Below are 15,470 nucleotides of genomic sequence, written 5' to 3'. Positions count from 1 at the left end.
CGGTAGCCTCCGGGCATGGACCTCACCATCACGACCCTTGCCGAACGCCCCGAACTCCAGGGCCCCCTGTGGCAGATGCTCGACACCTGGGACGAGTTCGTCACCCACGACCCGGTCGGCTGGGCCAACATCGGGCGGATCGTCGCGGAGCTGCCGGAGTACGTCCTGGTCGCGACGGACCCCGAAGGCCGGGTCGTGGCACGGGCGTTCAGCGTGCCGCTGGCCCTGGACACCGACGGGCGCCGGGAGCTGCCGGAGCGGGGCTGGGACCAGGTCGTGCTGTGGGCGTTCTCCGACTTGCGGCACGGACGCAAGCCGGACGTCGTCAGCGCGATCGAGATCACGGTGGCCACGGACCGCCAGGGGCAGGGGATATCCGGGCTGATGCTGGCGGCGATGCGGGACAACGTGCGCCGGCTCGGCTTCGCCGAGCTGATCGCGCCGGTGCGGCCGAGCGCGAAGAGCGCCGAACCGCAGGCGTCCATCCACGAGTACGCCTTCCGCACCCGCCCGTCGGACGGCCTTCCGCACGACCCCTGGCTGCGCGTCCACGTCCGTGCAGGGGGCGTGGTCGAGAAGGTCGCGCCCGCGTCGATGACGGTGTCCGGGTCGGTCGCGGAGTGGCGGAAGTGGACGGGCCTGCCCTTCGACACCAGCGGCGAGGTCGAGGTCCCGGGCGCCCTCGTCCCGGTGCACGTCGAGGCGGAGCGCGGCTACGCGGTGTACGTGGAGCCGAACGTCTGGGTGCGCCACCGGCTGTGACTCGCGCGGGGCCCGCGCCCGCGCGGGGGCGGGCTCGGTACGCCTCCGGCGGCGGACGGCACCGCCGCCGGGGAGGCCGCCCCCTCCTGCGGCCTCCCCGGCGGTTCGTGTCCGGCGCTCACTGCTCGGGCTGCGCCTTGTGCAGGTCGATGACGTCCTTGGCGGCCGGCTCGATCGGCCCCAGCGGCTTGTTGAAGTCCGTGAACGTCATCGTCCCCGGCTCCTCTCCGCCCTTCTGCTCCACCTTCAGCACGTACGGCTCGCCCTCGGCGGCCACGTAGATCTTGTAGCTCGCATCCCCGTCCTTCTGGGTGAGGACGACCGCCTGCTTCCCCTGCAGGGTGGTCGTGCCGCCGCGCCGCGCCAGCGTGTAGCCCTGGCGGAACTCGCCCAGGAACGTGTCCAGTTCGCAGAACTCCAGCTGCTCCTTCGCCTCGGGCGAGGACGCGTTCTCCTTCAGCCAGCGGCCCTTGAGCATCTTGAGCACCTCCGCGTTCTCCTCGGCCGTGCCGCCCTCGTTCTGGCTGCGCAGGAACGCCTCGTCGAAGCGCATGTAGGCCGTGTCGCCTGTGCGGACGAGCTCGGCGGTGCCCGTCCCGCCCATGGTGAGCGTTCCCTTGCAGTCGCCCTTGGCGTCGATCGCCATGTACGCCTTGATGGTGCCGTCGGTCGTGTCGCCGGCGAAGTCGACGGTCAGGGAGGTCGCCTTGGCGGTTGCCTCGGCGGCCTTGTCGGCGATCTCCGGTCCGGACATCCCGGGGAAGGGACCGTCGGCTTCGTCGGACGCGCCGGAGAAGGGGCCGCAGGCCGTCGCGGCGAGCGCGACGCCGGCGCAGAGCGCGGCGCGGACGAGGTGCGTGAACCGGCGGGGAGCGGTGGCAGGCATGAGGGTTCTCCGAGGAAGGGGTGATGGGGGAAGGGAAGGGATGCGCGGCAGGAGGCGGTCAGGAGCGCCGGCCGGCCTCGCGCCGCGCGTCGGCGGGGGCGGGTTCCGGGGACCGGCTCAGAGGGCCAGGTCCCACTGCGTGGCGTCGTACCAGACGTCCGGGACGACCTCGACCGTCAGGTTCTTCGCGTCAGCCGGGGCGTCGAAGGCGTAGGTCACCGTGGCCTTCTTGCCGGGCAGGATCGCGCTGTCGAAGCCGTGGCCGACCTTGTCGTCGAGGATCCGCTCGGCGCTCACGCCGTCCTTGCCCGCGCGGGCCATGACGGTGACGAGGGTCGAGTCGAACTTCTTCTTGCCGGCGTTCTCGATGACGATCGTGACCTTGTGAGCCTTGTTGCCCTTGGTGTGGCCGACGGCGAACTCGCCGGGAGTGAACGGCTCGGGAGCGGAGACGGTGACCGTCAGGTCGTCGTCGTAGACGATGCTCTCCCCGGCGCCGAGGACCTCGGCCTTGGTGTTCTTGCCGTCCCGGCCCGTGTTCTCGGACGGGTTCTTCGGGGCGGTGTTCTCGGTGGTCCTGTTCAGGTCGTCGACCGCGTCGTCCACGGCCTTCACCGTCGCGATCCCGATCACCACGCCGACGATCATCGCGATCAGGCCCAGGATCGCGCCGGCCGTCGCGGTGCCCTTGTTGGTGGCCTCGCCGCGCTTGGCGCGCCCCCGGCCCAGCAGGCCGAGGACCAGGGCGAGCAGGCCCAGGAGGCCGCCCAGCCAGAAGAGAAGCGGGACGAATCCGGTGACGGTGCCGATGATGCCGAGCACCAGGGCGGCGGTGCCGAGCCCGTTGCGCACCGGAGCGGACGCGCCGGAGGCGCCGTACGGCCAGGCGCCGTGGGGCTGTTCGGGCTGCTGGGCGGTCTGCGACATGGGTGTCCCCCGAGGTTGTGGCCGGGCCGTCAGGCCGGATCCGTGTTCCGATGGGTCAATGAGAGCAGAGCCTGTGAACCGAGTCAACAAGAACTCTTCGTTCATGGTGGTGTCATCATGTGAAGGGGTCCGGCCAGGAAGGCGGGTAGGATCGCCGCCACAGCATCGGAACCGCCCTGTGCGGACGGTCGCCGGACCACCCGGTGGGCACCCGCCCCGCCGGGGCGAGCGACAGCCCGCCGGTGCGGTGGCCGGAACAGGTCGAGGGGAGCCAGCCGGGTGCCGGACAACGCAGCAGAGGTGACCGCTGCCGGGATCGCCCGGCTCGCGGGAGTGGGCCGCGCCGCCGTGAGCAACTGGCGCCGCCGGCACGCCGACTTCCCCAAGCCCGTCGGCGGCAGCGAGACGAGCCCCTCCTTCGCGCTGGCCGACGTCGAGCGGTGGCTGCGCGACCAGGGAAAACTGGCCGAGGTCCCGCTGCGCGAACGGGTCTGGCAGCAGCTCGCGGGCCATCCCTCCGGTGCCGTCACCGCCCTGGTGCACGCCGGCTGCGCGCTCCTCCTCGTACGCGACAGGACGGCCGGCTGGCTGGAGCTCTCCGCGGTCTCCGACGAGCGCCTCGCCGAGGTGCTGCCCGTCGCGGTGGAGGAGGTGCTGACCCTGCGCTTCGGCGCCCCGCGTGCCGTACGGACACCGCTCACCGACGAGCTCGTCCCCTCCGTGCCGATGCTGCGCGGCGTCGCGGAACTCGCCGCGGAGACCGGGACCCGCCAGGCGTTCGAGTTCCTGCTGGGCCGTCACCTCGACGCGAATCCCCGCCAGTACACGCTCACCCCGCCCGGCCCCGCCGCGCTCATGGCCGCTCTCGCCGGACCCGCCCGGACCGTCCTCGACCCCGCGTCCGGCACCGGCGCGCTGCTGCGCGCCGCCGACCGGCCCGCCGCGCTGTACGCCCAGGAGGTCGACCCGGACCTGGCCGCCCTCACGGCGCTGCGGCTGGCCCTGACCACCGACGCCGACGTCCGGGCGGCGGCCGGCGACGCGCTGCGCGCGGACGCGTTCGGGGAGCTCGCGGCGGACGCCGTGCTGTGCCACCCGCCGTTCAACGAACGCAACTGGGGCCACGACGAACTCGCCTACGACCCCCGCTGGGAGTACGGCTTCCCCGCGCGGACGGAGTCGGAGCTGGCCTGGGTCCAGCATGCACTGGCCCGCCTGCGCCCCGGCGGCACCGCCGTCCTCCTGATGCCCCCGGCCGCCGCATCCCGCCGCTCCGGCCGCCGCATCCGTGCGGGACTGCTGCGCCGCGGCGCCCTGCGCGCCGTCATCGCCCTGCCCGCCGGGGCCGCGCCCCCGTACGGCATCCCCCTGCACCTGTGGGTGCTCCGCAGGCCCGGCGCCGGCGACCGGCCCTCGCCCGATCTGCTCCTCGTGGACGCCGCGGGCACCGACCAGGCGACGGCGCCGGGCCGCGACCGGCTCGACTGGCCGGCCGTCCAGACCGCGGTGCTCGACGCGTGGCAGCCCTTCGACCGGAACGGCTCGGCCGAGGAGAACCCCGGCGTGAGCAGGCCCGTCCCCGTCATCGAACTCCTCGACGACGACGTGGACCTGGCCCCCGCCCGCCACCTGCCGCCTCCGGCCGCGGGCGGAGGCGCCGCCGAACTGGGCGCCGTGCGCGAACGGCTGACGGAGAGCCTGCGGCGCACCGGCGAACTCACGCCACCGCCCGTCGAGCAGCCCCCGGCCGCTCCCGCGCACTGGCCGTCCACCACCGTGGGCGAGCTGGCCCGCGCGGGCGCCCTCGTCCTGCGTGCCGGAGGACCGGGCGCCGCTCCGGCCGGCGCCCCCGTCGCGGTCCTCACCGAGCAGGACGTCCTCGCGGGCAGGCCGCCCTCCGGAAGCCTCCGCGAAGGCCCCGAGGAGGAGCCCGTCCTGGTCGAGGCGGGCGACGTCGTCGTCCCCGTGCTCGGCGGCGGCACGGTCGCGCGCGTGGCGGACGCCACCGAGGCCGGCGCGGCCCTAGGTCGCAACCTCCAGCTGCTGCGCCCCGACCCGGCCGCGCTCGACCCGTGGTTCCTCGCGGGCTTCCTGCGCGGCAGCGCCAACCAGCGCCAGGCCAGCAGCTACGCGTCGACCGCGACCCGCCTCGACGTGCGCCGCCTCCAGCTGCCGCGCCTGCCGCCGGCCGACCAGCGGCGCTACGGGGCCCGCTTCCGGGCACTGGCCGAGTTCGAGGACGCGCTGCGGCTCGCGAACAGGCTGGGCGAACAACTGGTGCAGGGGCTGTACGACGGGCTGACGGACGGCACCGTACGACCGGAGTGACCTGCCGGGCCGCGGCGGGGTGACGCACCGGACAACCGTTCCGTACAACCCCGGAGCCGTTGTCGGTGTCGGTGTATACGCTCATCTCCTCGTCCCACCTCGTATGTCTGTGTCAGGAGCAGGAATGCACGGCCACGGCTATGCGCCGCCGCAGCCTCCGCGTCCCACCCCGGGGACGCTTCTCGCGCTGCGCCTGGTCTTCTCGGCGGTGACGCTCCTGAGCTGCGGGCTGCTCGGCTGGATACCGATGCTGCGCCTCGCGATCGTGACGCGCCGGGCGCTGCACTGGATCCTGTTCTGCGCGCTGCTGGTGTTCCATGTGGCCTGCCTCGTCTACGTGGGCGAGACGACACCGGAGGACCCGGACGCGGAGCTGTCCGACGCGACCGCCGGCGTGATCCTCGCCTGGCTGGCGATCGGCACGTTCGGGGTGCTGGCCTTCTACCTGGTCACGGACATCCGCCACTACGACAGGGCGGCCCCGGTGCCGCCGCCCACCGTGCCGATGGCCGGCTCTCCCTACCAGGCCACGGTGCCCTCGTACGGCTATCCGCCCCCGGCCGCCCCACCGCACCCCGCGCCCGCCCGGCACACGGCCCCCGCCCCGCACCCGCAGGTCCCCCCGCAGCCCGCGCCCGCCCCGCAGGAGCCGATCACTGCGCCCGCCGCCGAGCCGCCGCCGCGGTCCGGCCGCATCGACCAGGTCCGTGCCGAGCTCGACGAGCTCAGCGACCTCCTCCGCAAGGAGGAGGGCAGGTGAACGGCCGTGTCGTCGCGGGCCGTTACGAGATGTCCGCGCTCATCGGCCAGGGCGGCATGGGCCAGGTCTGGACGGCGTACGACACCCGCCTCGGCCGCCGCGTGGCCGTCAAGCTGCTGCGCCCCGACCACATGGCCGCCGCCACCGCGGCCGACGACATGCGCCGCCGCTTCGTGCGCGAGTGCCGGGTGACGGCCCAGGTCTCCCACCCGGGCCTGGTCACCGTGCACGACGCGGGCAGCGACGGCGACGACCTGTACCTCGTCATGCAGTACGTGGACGGCGCGGACCTCGCGGACCATCTCGCCGAGCACGACCCGTACCCCTGGGAGTGGGCCGTCTCCGTCGCCGCCCAGCTGTGCGCGGTGCTCGGCGCGGTGCACGCCGTGCCGATCGTCCACCGCGACCTCAAGCCCCGCAATGTGATGGTGAAGCCGGACGGCACGGTCACCGTGCTCGATCTCGGCGTCGCCTCCGTCGTCGACACGGACACCACCCGCCTCACCCACACCGGTTCGCCGATCGGCAGTCCCGCCTACATGGCCCCCGAGCAGGCGATGGGCGGCGCGGTCGGCCCGTACACCGACCTGTACGCCCTCGGGGTGCTCCTGCACGAACTCCTCAGCGGGAACGTGCCGTTCGCGGGGTCGACCGCCCTCGGCGTCCTGCACCGCCATCTCTACGAGCCGCCGCTTCCGGTCCGCCAGGTCCGCCCCGAGGTCCCGGAGCCACTCGAGGCCCTGGTCCTGCGCCTGCTGGCCAAGGACCCGCAGCACCGGCCGTCCGGTGCCCAGGAGGTGTACGAGGTGCTGGCGCCCCTGCTGCCCGCGCGCGGTGCGCCGGCCGGCCCGCTGGACCCCACCCGCCCCTTCCTGCGCCCGCACGCGCCCTGGCCGGACCGGGTGAGCACCCCGCCCCCGGTGGCACCGCCGGTGGCGCCCGCGCCGCGGCCGGACGTCGCCGCGGCCGTCGACGAGGTCAAGCGCCTGCTCGGCGAGGGCAGCATCACGCAGGCGGTGGACATCCTCGGCGGGATCCTCCCGGCGGCCGCCGCCGAGCACGGCGAGCACTCGCCCGTGGTGCGGATCCTGCGCAAGCAGTACGCGGCGACGCTGATGGACGACGGCCAGTACCGCCGGGCGCTGCCCGAGCTGCGCCGCCTCGCCGACGACCGCACGGCGGAGGCGGGACCGTCGGACCCGCAGACGTTGCAGTACCGCTTCGACGCGGCCCAGTGCCTGGAGCAGCTCGGCGAGGCGGCCGCCGCGCTCACCGAGTACCGCGCGGTCCTGCCGTACTACGAGAGCGCCGACCGCGACCGCGCGCTCCAGGTCCGCCACCGCATCGGCCATCTGCTGCTGGCGGTGGGCGACCACACGGCCGCCCGGCACCAGTTCCAGGCGCTCCTGCTCGACGCGGAGCGCGCGTACGGCCCCTACCACCGACTCCCGGCGGAGCTGCGGCGCGCACTGGAGCACCAGCAGCGGTTCCACGCGGGCTGAGACCAACAGGGCGGCCCCGCCGCCGTTCCCGGCAGCGGGGCCGCCCTGCTGAAGGCGGTCCGGTCAGGTCGCCCGCAGATACGCCGACGTCGAGACACGGCCCAGCATCCGCAGCCGGGACGCGCCGGCCGCAAGGTGCTTGTCCAGGGCGTCCTGCACGCCCGGCCACTTCTTGTCGCCGTAGTCGTCGAGCACCACGATCCCGCCGGGGGCGACGATCTCCTCGACCCACTCCAGGTCGGCACGCACCCCGTCCTCGGAGTGGTCGCCGTCCACGATGATCACGCCGTACTCCCGGTCGGAGACGGCCTTGCGCACGTCGGGATCGGACGAGAACCCCCGCTCGATCCTCGACGCGTACGCCTGCGGACTGCCGGCCAGCGCCAGGTTGGCCCGTACGACGTCCTCCTGCACGGGTGTCCCGGTCGGGTCCGCGTGGTGGGTGGTGCCCGGCTGGAGCTGGGAGCCGGCCAGCGGGTCGACGATCGTGAGGTCGGGCTGTGTACCGGCGCGGTGCAGCATCCGCAGCAGGGCGGAGGCGAACTGCCCGTAGAGCGTGCCGATTTCGAGGATGTTCCCGTTGGGCGGGGACAGCAGGGGGACCGTGGCGAGCTTTCCGCAGACGTTGGACGTGGAGCCCGCCAGCCTGCCGACGCCGAGGGCCTCCTGGGCGACCACCGTGCGGTAGGCGACGACGACGCTGCGGTGCGCGTGCTCGCTGCCGCCGCTCACCTGCTGTATCTGGCGCACCAGGGTGTCGATCGCGCCGGGCGTCGGCATCCGGTGCGTCCCCCTGCCCGTGCTGTCGAGGAGCAGACCCAGCGCGTACTGGTGGGTCCGCATCTCCTCGACCTCTCTGCGCAGGGAGTCCACGTCGGCCCGCAGGGGCCTGGTCACGCGCTCCACGCCCCATCTCACGCGCGGTTCGACCAACGTGAGGGCGGGGCGCAGGACTCGCTTCGTCAAACGGTTGGGCACAAAGGGCATGCCCGGGAACGTACGCGTGAACGGCCGCGGGCCCCACCAAGGGCCGATGCTGCGCAGGTGAAGTCTTGATGGCGCGGCCGTGAAGGACCTTTTGGTTCCAGGTCGAGCGGAGGTGACACCCGCCGGCGCGGGCCACCGCCCCGGGCCTGTCACACCCGCGCGGGCCACCGCCCCGGGTCTGTCACACCCGCGTGGGACACCGCCCCGGGCCTGTCACACCCGCGCGGGCCACCGCCACCGGCCCTTCACGCCTTCCCGCCGGCCGGCTCCGACGCCGTCACGTCTCCGCGCGACCGGGCCCGCTTCCTGACGAGCGGGACGGTCACGGCCAGCGCGAGCAGCGCCCCCGCGCCCGCGGCGGACCCCGCCCGCAGGCCGGGCGGCCGGAACGAGCAGGTGACCGTCGACGACGTGCCGTCCAGCGGCACGGCCACCAGGCCCAGGTACGAGTCCGCGGGGCGTCCCCCGCAGCTCCAGCCGGCGATCCGCGGCGCCGCGAGCACGGCGGTGCCCTTCGTGCCCGGCGGCAGATCCGCCGTGACACCGCTGTCCGTCACGTCCACCCGCACCGCGCCGGTCCTCGCGAGGCCGGCGACCGCGGCGTTCAGCCGGTCCCGGTCCAGGCAGCCGATGCTCGCGTCCCGCGGCGCCCGGCCGCCGTAGACGACGGGGGTGCCCGGCTCGGTGACCGTGCCGAGCGGGGTGAGCGCCGCCCGCCGCTTCGGCTGTCCGCCGCTCAGCATGGCCGCGGGGCCGTCACCGAGGCGTGCCGTGCCCGTGTAGTCGGGCGCCCACAGGAACACCTCGGTGCCGACGCGACAGGCGCCCTCCACCGGGGACTCGTAGACCTTCGCGCCGAGCAGCAGCTCCTGGTTGCGGAACGGCGAGGCGCCATAGCGCGGCTCGGCACCGGGCGGCCGCACGGTCACCAGCGGGGCGGTCTCCTGCCGGATCACCTGCGGCTTCCCGCCCGGAGCGGTCCGCAGCCGGGCCCCGACCGAGAACACGGCGTCCGTGACCGGGTTGTCCAGGGACTGCAGGCTGCGGCCGCGTGACGTCCAGCCGCCGCCGAGCGCGGTCAGCGTGCGCGTCAGCACGTCGGGCGTGTGGCTGCTGTAGTACGACGCGCCCTGGCCGCCCAGCAGGATCGGGTCGTTGCCGGTGAGCTGCGTGCGCCCGGGGTCCGTGCGGTAGGCGGGCCAGCCGTCGGCCGCGGCGACGGCCGCCGCCCGCTCGCCGTGCGAGACGCCCCAGGGCGGGTAGTCGTCGAGCCTGGCCGGCCGCTCGCGGTCGGCGTACGCGGTCGTCGCCGCGGCCTGGCCGGCCAGCGCCCCGGTGAGCAGGACCGCGGCCACAGCCACGGCCCGGCCCCGCGCGGCGAGCAGCAGGCCGCCGAGCACGGCGGCCAGTCCCGCCGCGAACAGCAGGTAGGCCGGGCCGTTGACCAGGTCGCTGCTGCCCGCACCGAGCGCGATCAGGGCCACGACCGCACCGCCCCCCAGCAGCGGCCGCCGTCCGGGCCAGCCGCGCGACAGGCAGGTCCAGGCGGCGATGACGACGAGGCCGGCGAGGACGAAGGTCTGCCGGTAGGGGCTGCCGTTCGGGGTCGCGAAGGCGTGCCACACCAGGTGCGTCGGCCCCCACTGGAGCGAGACGGCGACGGCCACCGTGAGCACGGTCCACAGGCGTCTCTCGCGCCGCGGCACCGAACGGTTGAAGGCGAGGCCGGCGGCCAGCAGCAGCGCCCCGCCGCCGACGAAGACGGCGGGGGTGAAGAAGCTGTACGTCGCCGGCAGCGTCCGGGCGAACACGTCCGTCCAGCCCGCGGGCGCGAACTCCTTGCTCCAGCCCGGGTAGGCATGCTTCGAACCGAGGAATACCGGGACCAGGACCGGAGCGGACAGGCCGATCCCGAGGAGCACCGTCCACCCGGCGCGCAGCAGGGCGAGGATCCGCTCCCGCGCCCCGGTGTCCTCCAGCAGCAGCCGGGCGAGCAACACCAGCGCGGCGCCGAGCGTGGCCATGTAGGCGGTGTAGAAGTTGGCGATCCACGCGAGCGCGACGATCACCGGGCCCAGGAGCGGCCTCCTGCCCGTCCGCGCCCATTCGCCGACCAGGCACAGCAGCGGGAAGGCGATCAGCCCGTCCAGCCACATCGGGTTGTACGACGCCTCCACGACCGACCAGCCGCACAGGGCGTACGAGGCGCCGAGCACCCCCGCCATCCACCGGCGGCCGTTGCCCGTGTGCAGCGCGGTGAGCAGCCAGGTCATGGCCGCGGCGGCGGCGGCCGTCTTGACGAGCGTCACGACGTACACGGCGAGGTCGATCTCGTCCCGCGGGAAGAGCCCGACGAGCAGGGAGAACGGGCTCGTCAGGTACGTACCGAGATCCGGCAGGGCGCTGGTGCCGTAGCCCGACTGCCAGTTGAGCAGCACACCGCCGTCCGCGCGTCCGTGGAGCAGGTCCCACAGGCGGGCGTGGAACGGGACGAACTGGTTGCCGAGGTCGTTCACGCTGCGGGTGCGCGGTCCGAAGGGGAAGGTGCGGGCGACGGCGTCGCCGGCGCTCACCGTCCCTACGGTGATCAGCGCGGCGAGGGCAGCGGCACGGCCGCGCGCGGAAGGCAGAGTCCACATGATGAATCGAATATGCCAGCGCCGATCGTGAAAACATGCTGGGAACAGGTCAGTTCACCCAATAGTCGCCTGGGAGTCATGTGGAGAACGGGGCGGCGACATTCGAGCGGGTTGTTGTTCTCCCGTGCTGATCTCGATAGTTGTCCCGTGTTTCAACGAAGAGGAGATCATCGGCCGCTTCCACGACCATGTGACCGCCGAACTTGCTCTGCTCGGGCAGGAATTCGAGCTGGTCTACGTGGACGACGGAAGCCAGGACCGGACGCTCGATCTCCTCCAGGAGATCGCCGAGGCCGACTCCCGTACGCGTTATGTCTCCTTCAGCCGCAACTTCGGCAAGGAGGCGGCGATGCTCGCCGGTCTCCAGCATGCCGAGGGCGACGCGGTCGTCATCATGGACGCCGATCTGCAGCACCCGCCGGAGCTGGTCCGGCGCATGCTGGATCTGTACGAGGAGGGCTTCGACCAGGTCATCGCCAAGCGCACCCGCAAGGGCGACCGGGTCACCCGCACCGTCACCGCGCGCGCCTACTACTGGCTGATCAACCGGCTGGTCGACGTCGAGCTCGTGGACGGCGTGGGGGACTTCCGGCTGCTGTCGCGGCGTACGGTCGACGCGATTCTGGAGCTCACCGAGTACAACCGGTTCTCCAAGGGCATTTTCGCCTGGGTCGGATTCCGTACGACGACTTTCGAGTACGAGAATGCGGTGCGCGAGCAGGGCCGCTCCAAATGGAGCTTCGGAAAGCTGCTCAACTACGGCCTGGACGGACTGCTCTCCTTCAACAACAAACCGCTGCGTGCCGCGATCTATCTCGGAATGCTGCTGCTCGCGGTGGCCATGGCGTACGCGGCGTGGATCGTCGGTGTCGCCCTGGTGAACGGCGTGGACACCCCCGGGTATGTCACCCTGCTCGTGGCGGTCATCGCGCTCGCCGGGGTACAGATGCTGATGCTGGGTGTGGTCGGCGAGTACGTCGGCCGCATCTACTACGAGGTGAAGCGGCGTCCGCACTTCCTGGTGAAGGCGACCAACGCCGGCCTTCCCCGACAGGACGACGAGCGGAACAGGCGCACGGGGGAACTGGTAGGGCAATGACGGTACGGGGCCAGATGGTCAGATTCGCCCTGGTGGGAGTGGTGAACACCGGGACGTACTACGGCCTGTACCTGGTGCTGCTGACCTGGCTCCCGTACGTGGCGGCGCATGTCGTCGCCTTCCTGCTGAGCATGGTCGGATCGTTCTTCCTGACCTCGTACTTCACGTACCGCACGCGGCCGACGTGGCGGAAGTTCCTGCTGTTCCCGCTGACCAACGCGGCGAACTTCGTCGTCACCACGAGCGGGGTGTACCTGCTGGTGGACGTGCTCCACCTCGGCAGCCGGTACGCCCCTCTGATCGCGGCGGCGGCAGCGATCCCGATCACGTTCGTGGTCTCCCGCACGATCATGCTCCGCCCGGACTCCCGCCGGGCCGGGCGCGACGCGAAGCCGGAGCGCGCCTCGGCCCGCTGACGCGGTGGGGCGCCCGCGCATCCCCACGCCCGGCGAATCGTTTGGCGAATCAGTGGCCCATACCACTCCGACTGCCTACCATCGATCACCGCAAGGCTTTGTGCAGCGAAGCACAATCACGCCGGGAGGCCCCTTTGCACCGCCGTCGTCGCACCGCGCTCGTCGTCGCCGCGATCATCGCCGCGCCCCTCCTCGCCGCCTGCGGCAACGAGGCACACCCCGGGGCCGCCGCCGTCGTCGGCGGGCAGCGGATCGAGGTGTCCACCGTCCAGGCCAAGGTCAAGGACGTGCGCGACGCGCAGCAGGCGTCCCCGCAGGCCGCCCAGCTGATCAAGGACTCGGGCCAGCTGGGGCGGGCCAAGCTGTACGACCTCATCGTGGACAAGGTCGTCGAGAAGGCCGCCGCCGACGCCGGGGTGAAGGCCACCCGCAAGGAGATCCAGGACGCGCGGGCCGCGCTCACGCAGCAGTCAGGCGGCCAGGAGCAGCTGGCCGCCATGTACCTGCAGCAGCGCGGGGTCGCCCCCGGCCAGCTCGACGAGGTCGTGCGCCGGGACGTCCTCGTGAACAAGCTCGCGGCCGCGCTCGGCGTGACGAACAACCCCGAGGGCCAGCAGCGGATGAACGAGGCGTTCACCGCCGCGGCCAAGTCGCTGAAGATCGATGTGAACCCCCGCTACGGCGCCTGGGACGACACCAAGCTGGAGCTCGGCACCTACAAGGCCCCGTGGATCACGCAGGTCACCAAGGAGGCGGAGGCCGTCGAGGCCGGAGCCTAGACCGGGCCAGGTCCGAGGTAGGTTCGAGGAGTGACCGAAACTGTCGATCCCGGCCGTATCGTCCTGCTGACCGCCAGCCACCGCGTGGCGCCCGGACTGCTGTCCTGGCCGGCGTGGCAGACGCTGCACGCGGCCGACCAGGTGCTCTGCGCCGACGCCGCTCATCCGCAGCTGCCGTACCTGCGCGAGGCGGGCGTCGCCGTGGTGCAGGCCGCGCCGAGCGCCCGGGAGCTCGTCGACGCCTGTGCTGGGGGTACCTCCCAGGCCGAAGGCTCTGGGGGAGGGCGCACGGTGGTCGTCCTCGCCTCCGGCGAGGGCGAGGCGGCACTGACCGACGGACTCGCCCGCCTCGGCGGCTCCGGCCAGGTGCGGATGCCGGACCTGGAGCTGCTGCCCGGCTCGTACGACCTGCCCGGCGCGCGGCTGCTCGACCTCGTCGAGGTCATGGACCGCATCCGCCGCGCCTGCCCCTGGTCCTCGCAGCAGACCCACAAGGGTCTCGCCAAGTACGGCATCGAGGAGGCGTACGAGCTCGTCGAGGCCATCGAGGACGGTGACCGCGACGAACTGCGCGAGGAGCTCGGCGACGTACTGCTCCAGGTCGTCTTCCACGCGCGCATCGCGGAGGAGGATGCCGAGCAGCCGTTCTCGATCGACGACGTCGCGGGCACCATCGTCGAGAAGCTGATCCACCGGCATCCGCACGTCTTCGGCGACGAGACCGCCGAGACGCCGGAGGAGGTCAAGGCGCACTGGCTGCGCACAAAGGCGATCGAGAAGCAGCGCGCGTCGGTGACCGACGGCGTCCCCCTCGGGCAGCCCGGCCTCGCGCTCGCGGCCAAGCTCGCCTCCCGGGTGCGGACGGCGGGCCTGGACGCGCCGCCGCCGGCCGGCGAGGGCATCGGGTACGAGTTGCTGCGCCTCGCCGTACGTGCCGAGGCGGACGGCGTCGACCCGGAGGCGGCCCTGCGGGCCGCGGCCCGCGCCTACCGCGACGCGATCCGCGCCGCGGAGGGACACGGCGGCCCGGATACCGTCGAGGGGTGACCGACCCGAACACCGCACCGGAACTCTTCACCTGGGAGTTCGCCACCGACCCCTACCCCGCGTACGCCTGGCTGCGCGAGCACGCGCCCGTGCACCGGACCGCGCTGCCGTCCGGGGTGGAGGCATGGCTGGTGACCCGGTACGCGGACGCGCGGCAGGCCCTCGCCGACCCGCGGCTGTCCAAGAACCCGGCGCACCACGACGAGCCCGCGCACGCCAAGGGCAGGACGGGCATCCCCGGTGAGCGCAAGGCCGAGCTGATGACGCATCTGCTCAACATCGACCCGCCGGACCACACCCGGCTTCGCCGGCTGGTGTCGAAGGCGTTCACGCCCCGGCGCGTGGCGGAGTTCGCGCCGCGCGTGCAAGAACTGACGGACCGGTTGATCGACAACTTCGCTACAAAGGGGAGCGCCGACCTCATCCACGAGTTCGCCTTCCCGCTGCCCATTTACGCCATTTGCGACATGTTGGGCGTTCCCGGTGAGGATCAGGACGACTTCCGCGACTGGGCCGGGATGATGATCCGTCACGGCGGAGGTCCGCGCGGCGGTGTCGCCCGGTCCGTGAAGAAGATGCGGGGCTATCTCGCCGAGCTGATCCACCGCAAGCGCGAGCAGCCCGGCGACGACCTCATCTCCGGGCTCATCAAGGCGTCCGACCACGGCGAGCACCTGACCGAGAACGAGGCCGCCGCGATGGCGTTCATCCTTCTCTTCGCGGGCTTCGAGACGACGGTCAACCTCATCGGCAACGGCGTGTACGCGCTGCTGCGCAACCCCGGACAGCGCGAGCGCCTCCAGGCGTCGCTGGCGGCGGGTGAGAGCGGGCTGCTCGCGACCGGTGTCGAGGAACTGCTGCGCTACGACGGCCCCGTGGAGCTCGCGACCTGGCGGTTCGCCACCGAGGCGCTGGACATCGGCGGGCAGCGGATCGCCGCGGGCGACCCCGTGCTCGTCGTGCTCGCGGCGGCCGACCGCGACCCAGAGCGGTTCGCCGATCCCGACACGCTCGACCTCTCGCGGCGTGACAACCAGCACCTGGGATACGGGCACGGCATCCACTACTGCCTCGGCGCCCCGCTGGCCCGGCTCGAGGGACAGACGGCGATCGCGACGCTGCTCAGGAGGATGCCGGACTTGCGGCTTGCGGGCGATCCAGCCGATTTGCGGTGGCGTGGGGGGCTCATCATGCGTGGATTGCGCACTCTGCCCGTTGAGTTCACTCCCACCAGAAGTTGACGCATCGTCAATTCTGTGACTTTCACGTGATCTCCGCTGCATCGACTTGTGACTCACGTTCGAATGCGGCTACCTTCACCGACGACTCGGCAGGCAT

At 72.7% G+C, this 15,470-nt stretch carries 13 protein-coding genes; 9 read left to right on the top strand and 4 right to left on the bottom strand.

Annotated features, from left to right (window positions below; all coding sequences use genetic code 11):
* Positions 1-15 precede the first annotated feature (15 nt).
* Entirely contained in the window at positions 16-762 is a 747-nt protein-coding gene (locus tag ACF08N_RS28710) for an N-acetyltransferase (RefSeq protein ID WP_392327609.1), read from the top strand.
* A 118-nt stretch (positions 763-880) separates the two neighbouring features.
* Here the strand turns inward: ACF08N_RS28710 and ACF08N_RS28705 are convergent, their stop codons facing one another.
* Positions 881-1,648: a hypothetical protein gene (locus ACF08N_RS28705; protein ID WP_392327608.1), complete on the bottom strand. Its 768-nt coding sequence runs from the start codon at positions 1,646-1,648 to the stop codon at positions 881-883.
* A gap of 117 nt (positions 1,649-1,765) precedes the next feature.
* Complete coding sequence (locus ACF08N_RS28700; RefSeq protein ID WP_392327607.1) at positions 1,766-2,575, bottom strand: DUF4352 domain-containing protein; 810 nt, start codon at positions 2,573-2,575, stop codon at positions 1,766-1,768.
* A 279-nt stretch (positions 2,576-2,854) separates the two neighbouring features.
* On the opposite strand from ACF08N_RS28700, the gene ACF08N_RS28695 reads away from it, so the two are divergent.
* From ACF08N_RS28695 to ACF08N_RS28685, 3 genes are all read left to right on the top strand, one after another.
* The gene (locus ACF08N_RS28695; RefSeq protein WP_392327606.1) at positions 2,855-4,903 is read left to right on the top strand and encodes an N-6 DNA methylase; all 2,049 of its coding nucleotides are present in this window, start codon (positions 2,855-2,857) and stop codon (positions 4,901-4,903) included.
* Positions 4,904-5,027: 124 nt separating this feature from the next.
* Positions 5,028-5,663 carry a hypothetical protein gene (locus ACF08N_RS28690; RefSeq protein WP_392327605.1) on the top strand — a complete coding sequence of 212 codons (636 nt, stop codon included), beginning with the start codon at positions 5,028-5,030 and terminating at the stop codon, positions 5,661-5,663.
* Positions 5,660-7,165 (top strand): protein kinase, encoded by a 1,506-nt coding sequence (locus ACF08N_RS28685; protein WP_392327604.1) that lies wholly within the window; start codon positions 5,660-5,662, stop codon positions 7,163-7,165. The genes ACF08N_RS28690 and ACF08N_RS28685 overlap by 4 nt, the downstream gene beginning before the upstream one ends.
* A 63-nt stretch (positions 7,166-7,228) precedes the next feature.
* Here the strand turns inward: ACF08N_RS28685 and ACF08N_RS28680 are convergent, their stop codons facing one another.
* The gene (locus tag ACF08N_RS28680) at positions 7,229-8,152 is read right to left on the bottom strand and encodes a class I SAM-dependent methyltransferase (protein ID WP_392327603.1); all 924 of its coding nucleotides are present in this window, start codon (positions 8,150-8,152) and stop codon (positions 7,229-7,231) included.
* Between the two features lie 245 nt (positions 8,153-8,397).
* Entirely contained in the window at positions 8,398-10,791 is a 2,394-nt protein-coding gene (locus ACF08N_RS28675; protein ID WP_392327602.1) for a YfhO family protein, read from the bottom strand.
* Positions 10,792-10,915: 124 nt separating this feature from the next.
* Between ACF08N_RS28675 and ACF08N_RS28670 the strand changes: the two genes are divergently transcribed.
* The 5 genes from ACF08N_RS28670 to ACF08N_RS28650 all read left to right on the top strand — a co-directional run bounded on the left by ACF08N_RS28670 (position 10,916) and on the right by ACF08N_RS28650 (position 15,373).
* Positions 10,916-11,890 (top strand): glycosyltransferase family 2 protein, encoded by a 975-nt coding sequence (locus tag ACF08N_RS28670; RefSeq protein ID WP_392327601.1) that lies wholly within the window; start codon positions 10,916-10,918, stop codon positions 11,888-11,890.
* Positions 11,887-12,306 (top strand): GtrA family protein, encoded by a 420-nt coding sequence (locus tag ACF08N_RS28665; protein WP_392327600.1) that lies wholly within the window; start codon positions 11,887-11,889, stop codon positions 12,304-12,306. The genes ACF08N_RS28670 and ACF08N_RS28665 overlap by 4 nt, the downstream gene beginning before the upstream one ends.
* Positions 12,307-12,440: 134 nt before the next feature.
* Positions 12,441-13,085, top strand: coding sequence for a SurA N-terminal domain-containing protein (locus ACF08N_RS28660; RefSeq protein ID WP_392327599.1), 645 nt, complete (start codon positions 12,441-12,443; stop codon positions 13,083-13,085).
* A gap of 30 nt (positions 13,086-13,115) precedes the next feature.
* On the top strand, positions 13,116-14,132 hold the full coding sequence (locus ACF08N_RS28655; protein ID WP_392327598.1) for a nucleoside triphosphate pyrophosphohydrolase: 1,017 nt from the start codon (positions 13,116-13,118) through the stop codon (positions 14,130-14,132).
* Entirely contained in the window at positions 14,129-15,373 is a 1,245-nt protein-coding gene (locus ACF08N_RS28650) for a cytochrome P450 (protein WP_392327597.1), read from the top strand. Before ACF08N_RS28655 ends, ACF08N_RS28650 begins: the two co-directional genes overlap by 4 nt.
* Positions 15,374-15,470: the final 97 nt, after the last annotated feature.

This window comes from Streptomyces sp. NPDC015127, assembly GCF_043080095.1.
Classification (GTDB): Bacteria; Actinomycetota; Actinomycetes; order Streptomycetales; family Streptomycetaceae; genus Streptomyces.
This window is presented reverse-complemented; position numbering and strand designations above follow the sequence as displayed.

Excerpts from the sequence above, each read along its gene's own strand:
- ACF08N_RS28710 (WP_392327609.1), top strand. The coding sequence starts at position 16 with ATGGACCTCACCATCACGACCCTTGCCGAACGCCCCGAACTCCAGGGC.
- ACF08N_RS28705 (WP_392327608.1), bottom strand. The coding sequence starts at position 1,648 with ATGCCTGCCACCGCTCCCCGCCGGTTCACGCACCTCGTCCGCGCCGCG.
- ACF08N_RS28700 (WP_392327607.1), bottom strand. The coding sequence starts at position 2,575 with ATGTCGCAGACCGCCCAGCAGCCCGAACAGCCCCACGGCGCCTGGCCG.
- ACF08N_RS28690 (WP_392327605.1), top strand. The coding sequence starts at position 5,028 with ATGCACGGCCACGGCTATGCGCCGCCGCAGCCTCCGCGTCCCACCCCG.
- ACF08N_RS28680 (WP_392327603.1), bottom strand. The coding sequence starts at position 8,152 with ATGCCCTTTGTGCCCAACCGTTTGACGAAGCGAGTCCTGCGCCCCGCC.
- ACF08N_RS28675 (WP_392327602.1), bottom strand. The coding sequence starts at position 10,791 with ATGTGGACTCTGCCTTCCGCGCGCGGCCGTGCCGCTGCCCTCGCCGCG.
- ACF08N_RS28665 (WP_392327600.1), top strand. The coding sequence starts at position 11,887 with ATGACGGTACGGGGCCAGATGGTCAGATTCGCCCTGGTGGGAGTGGTG.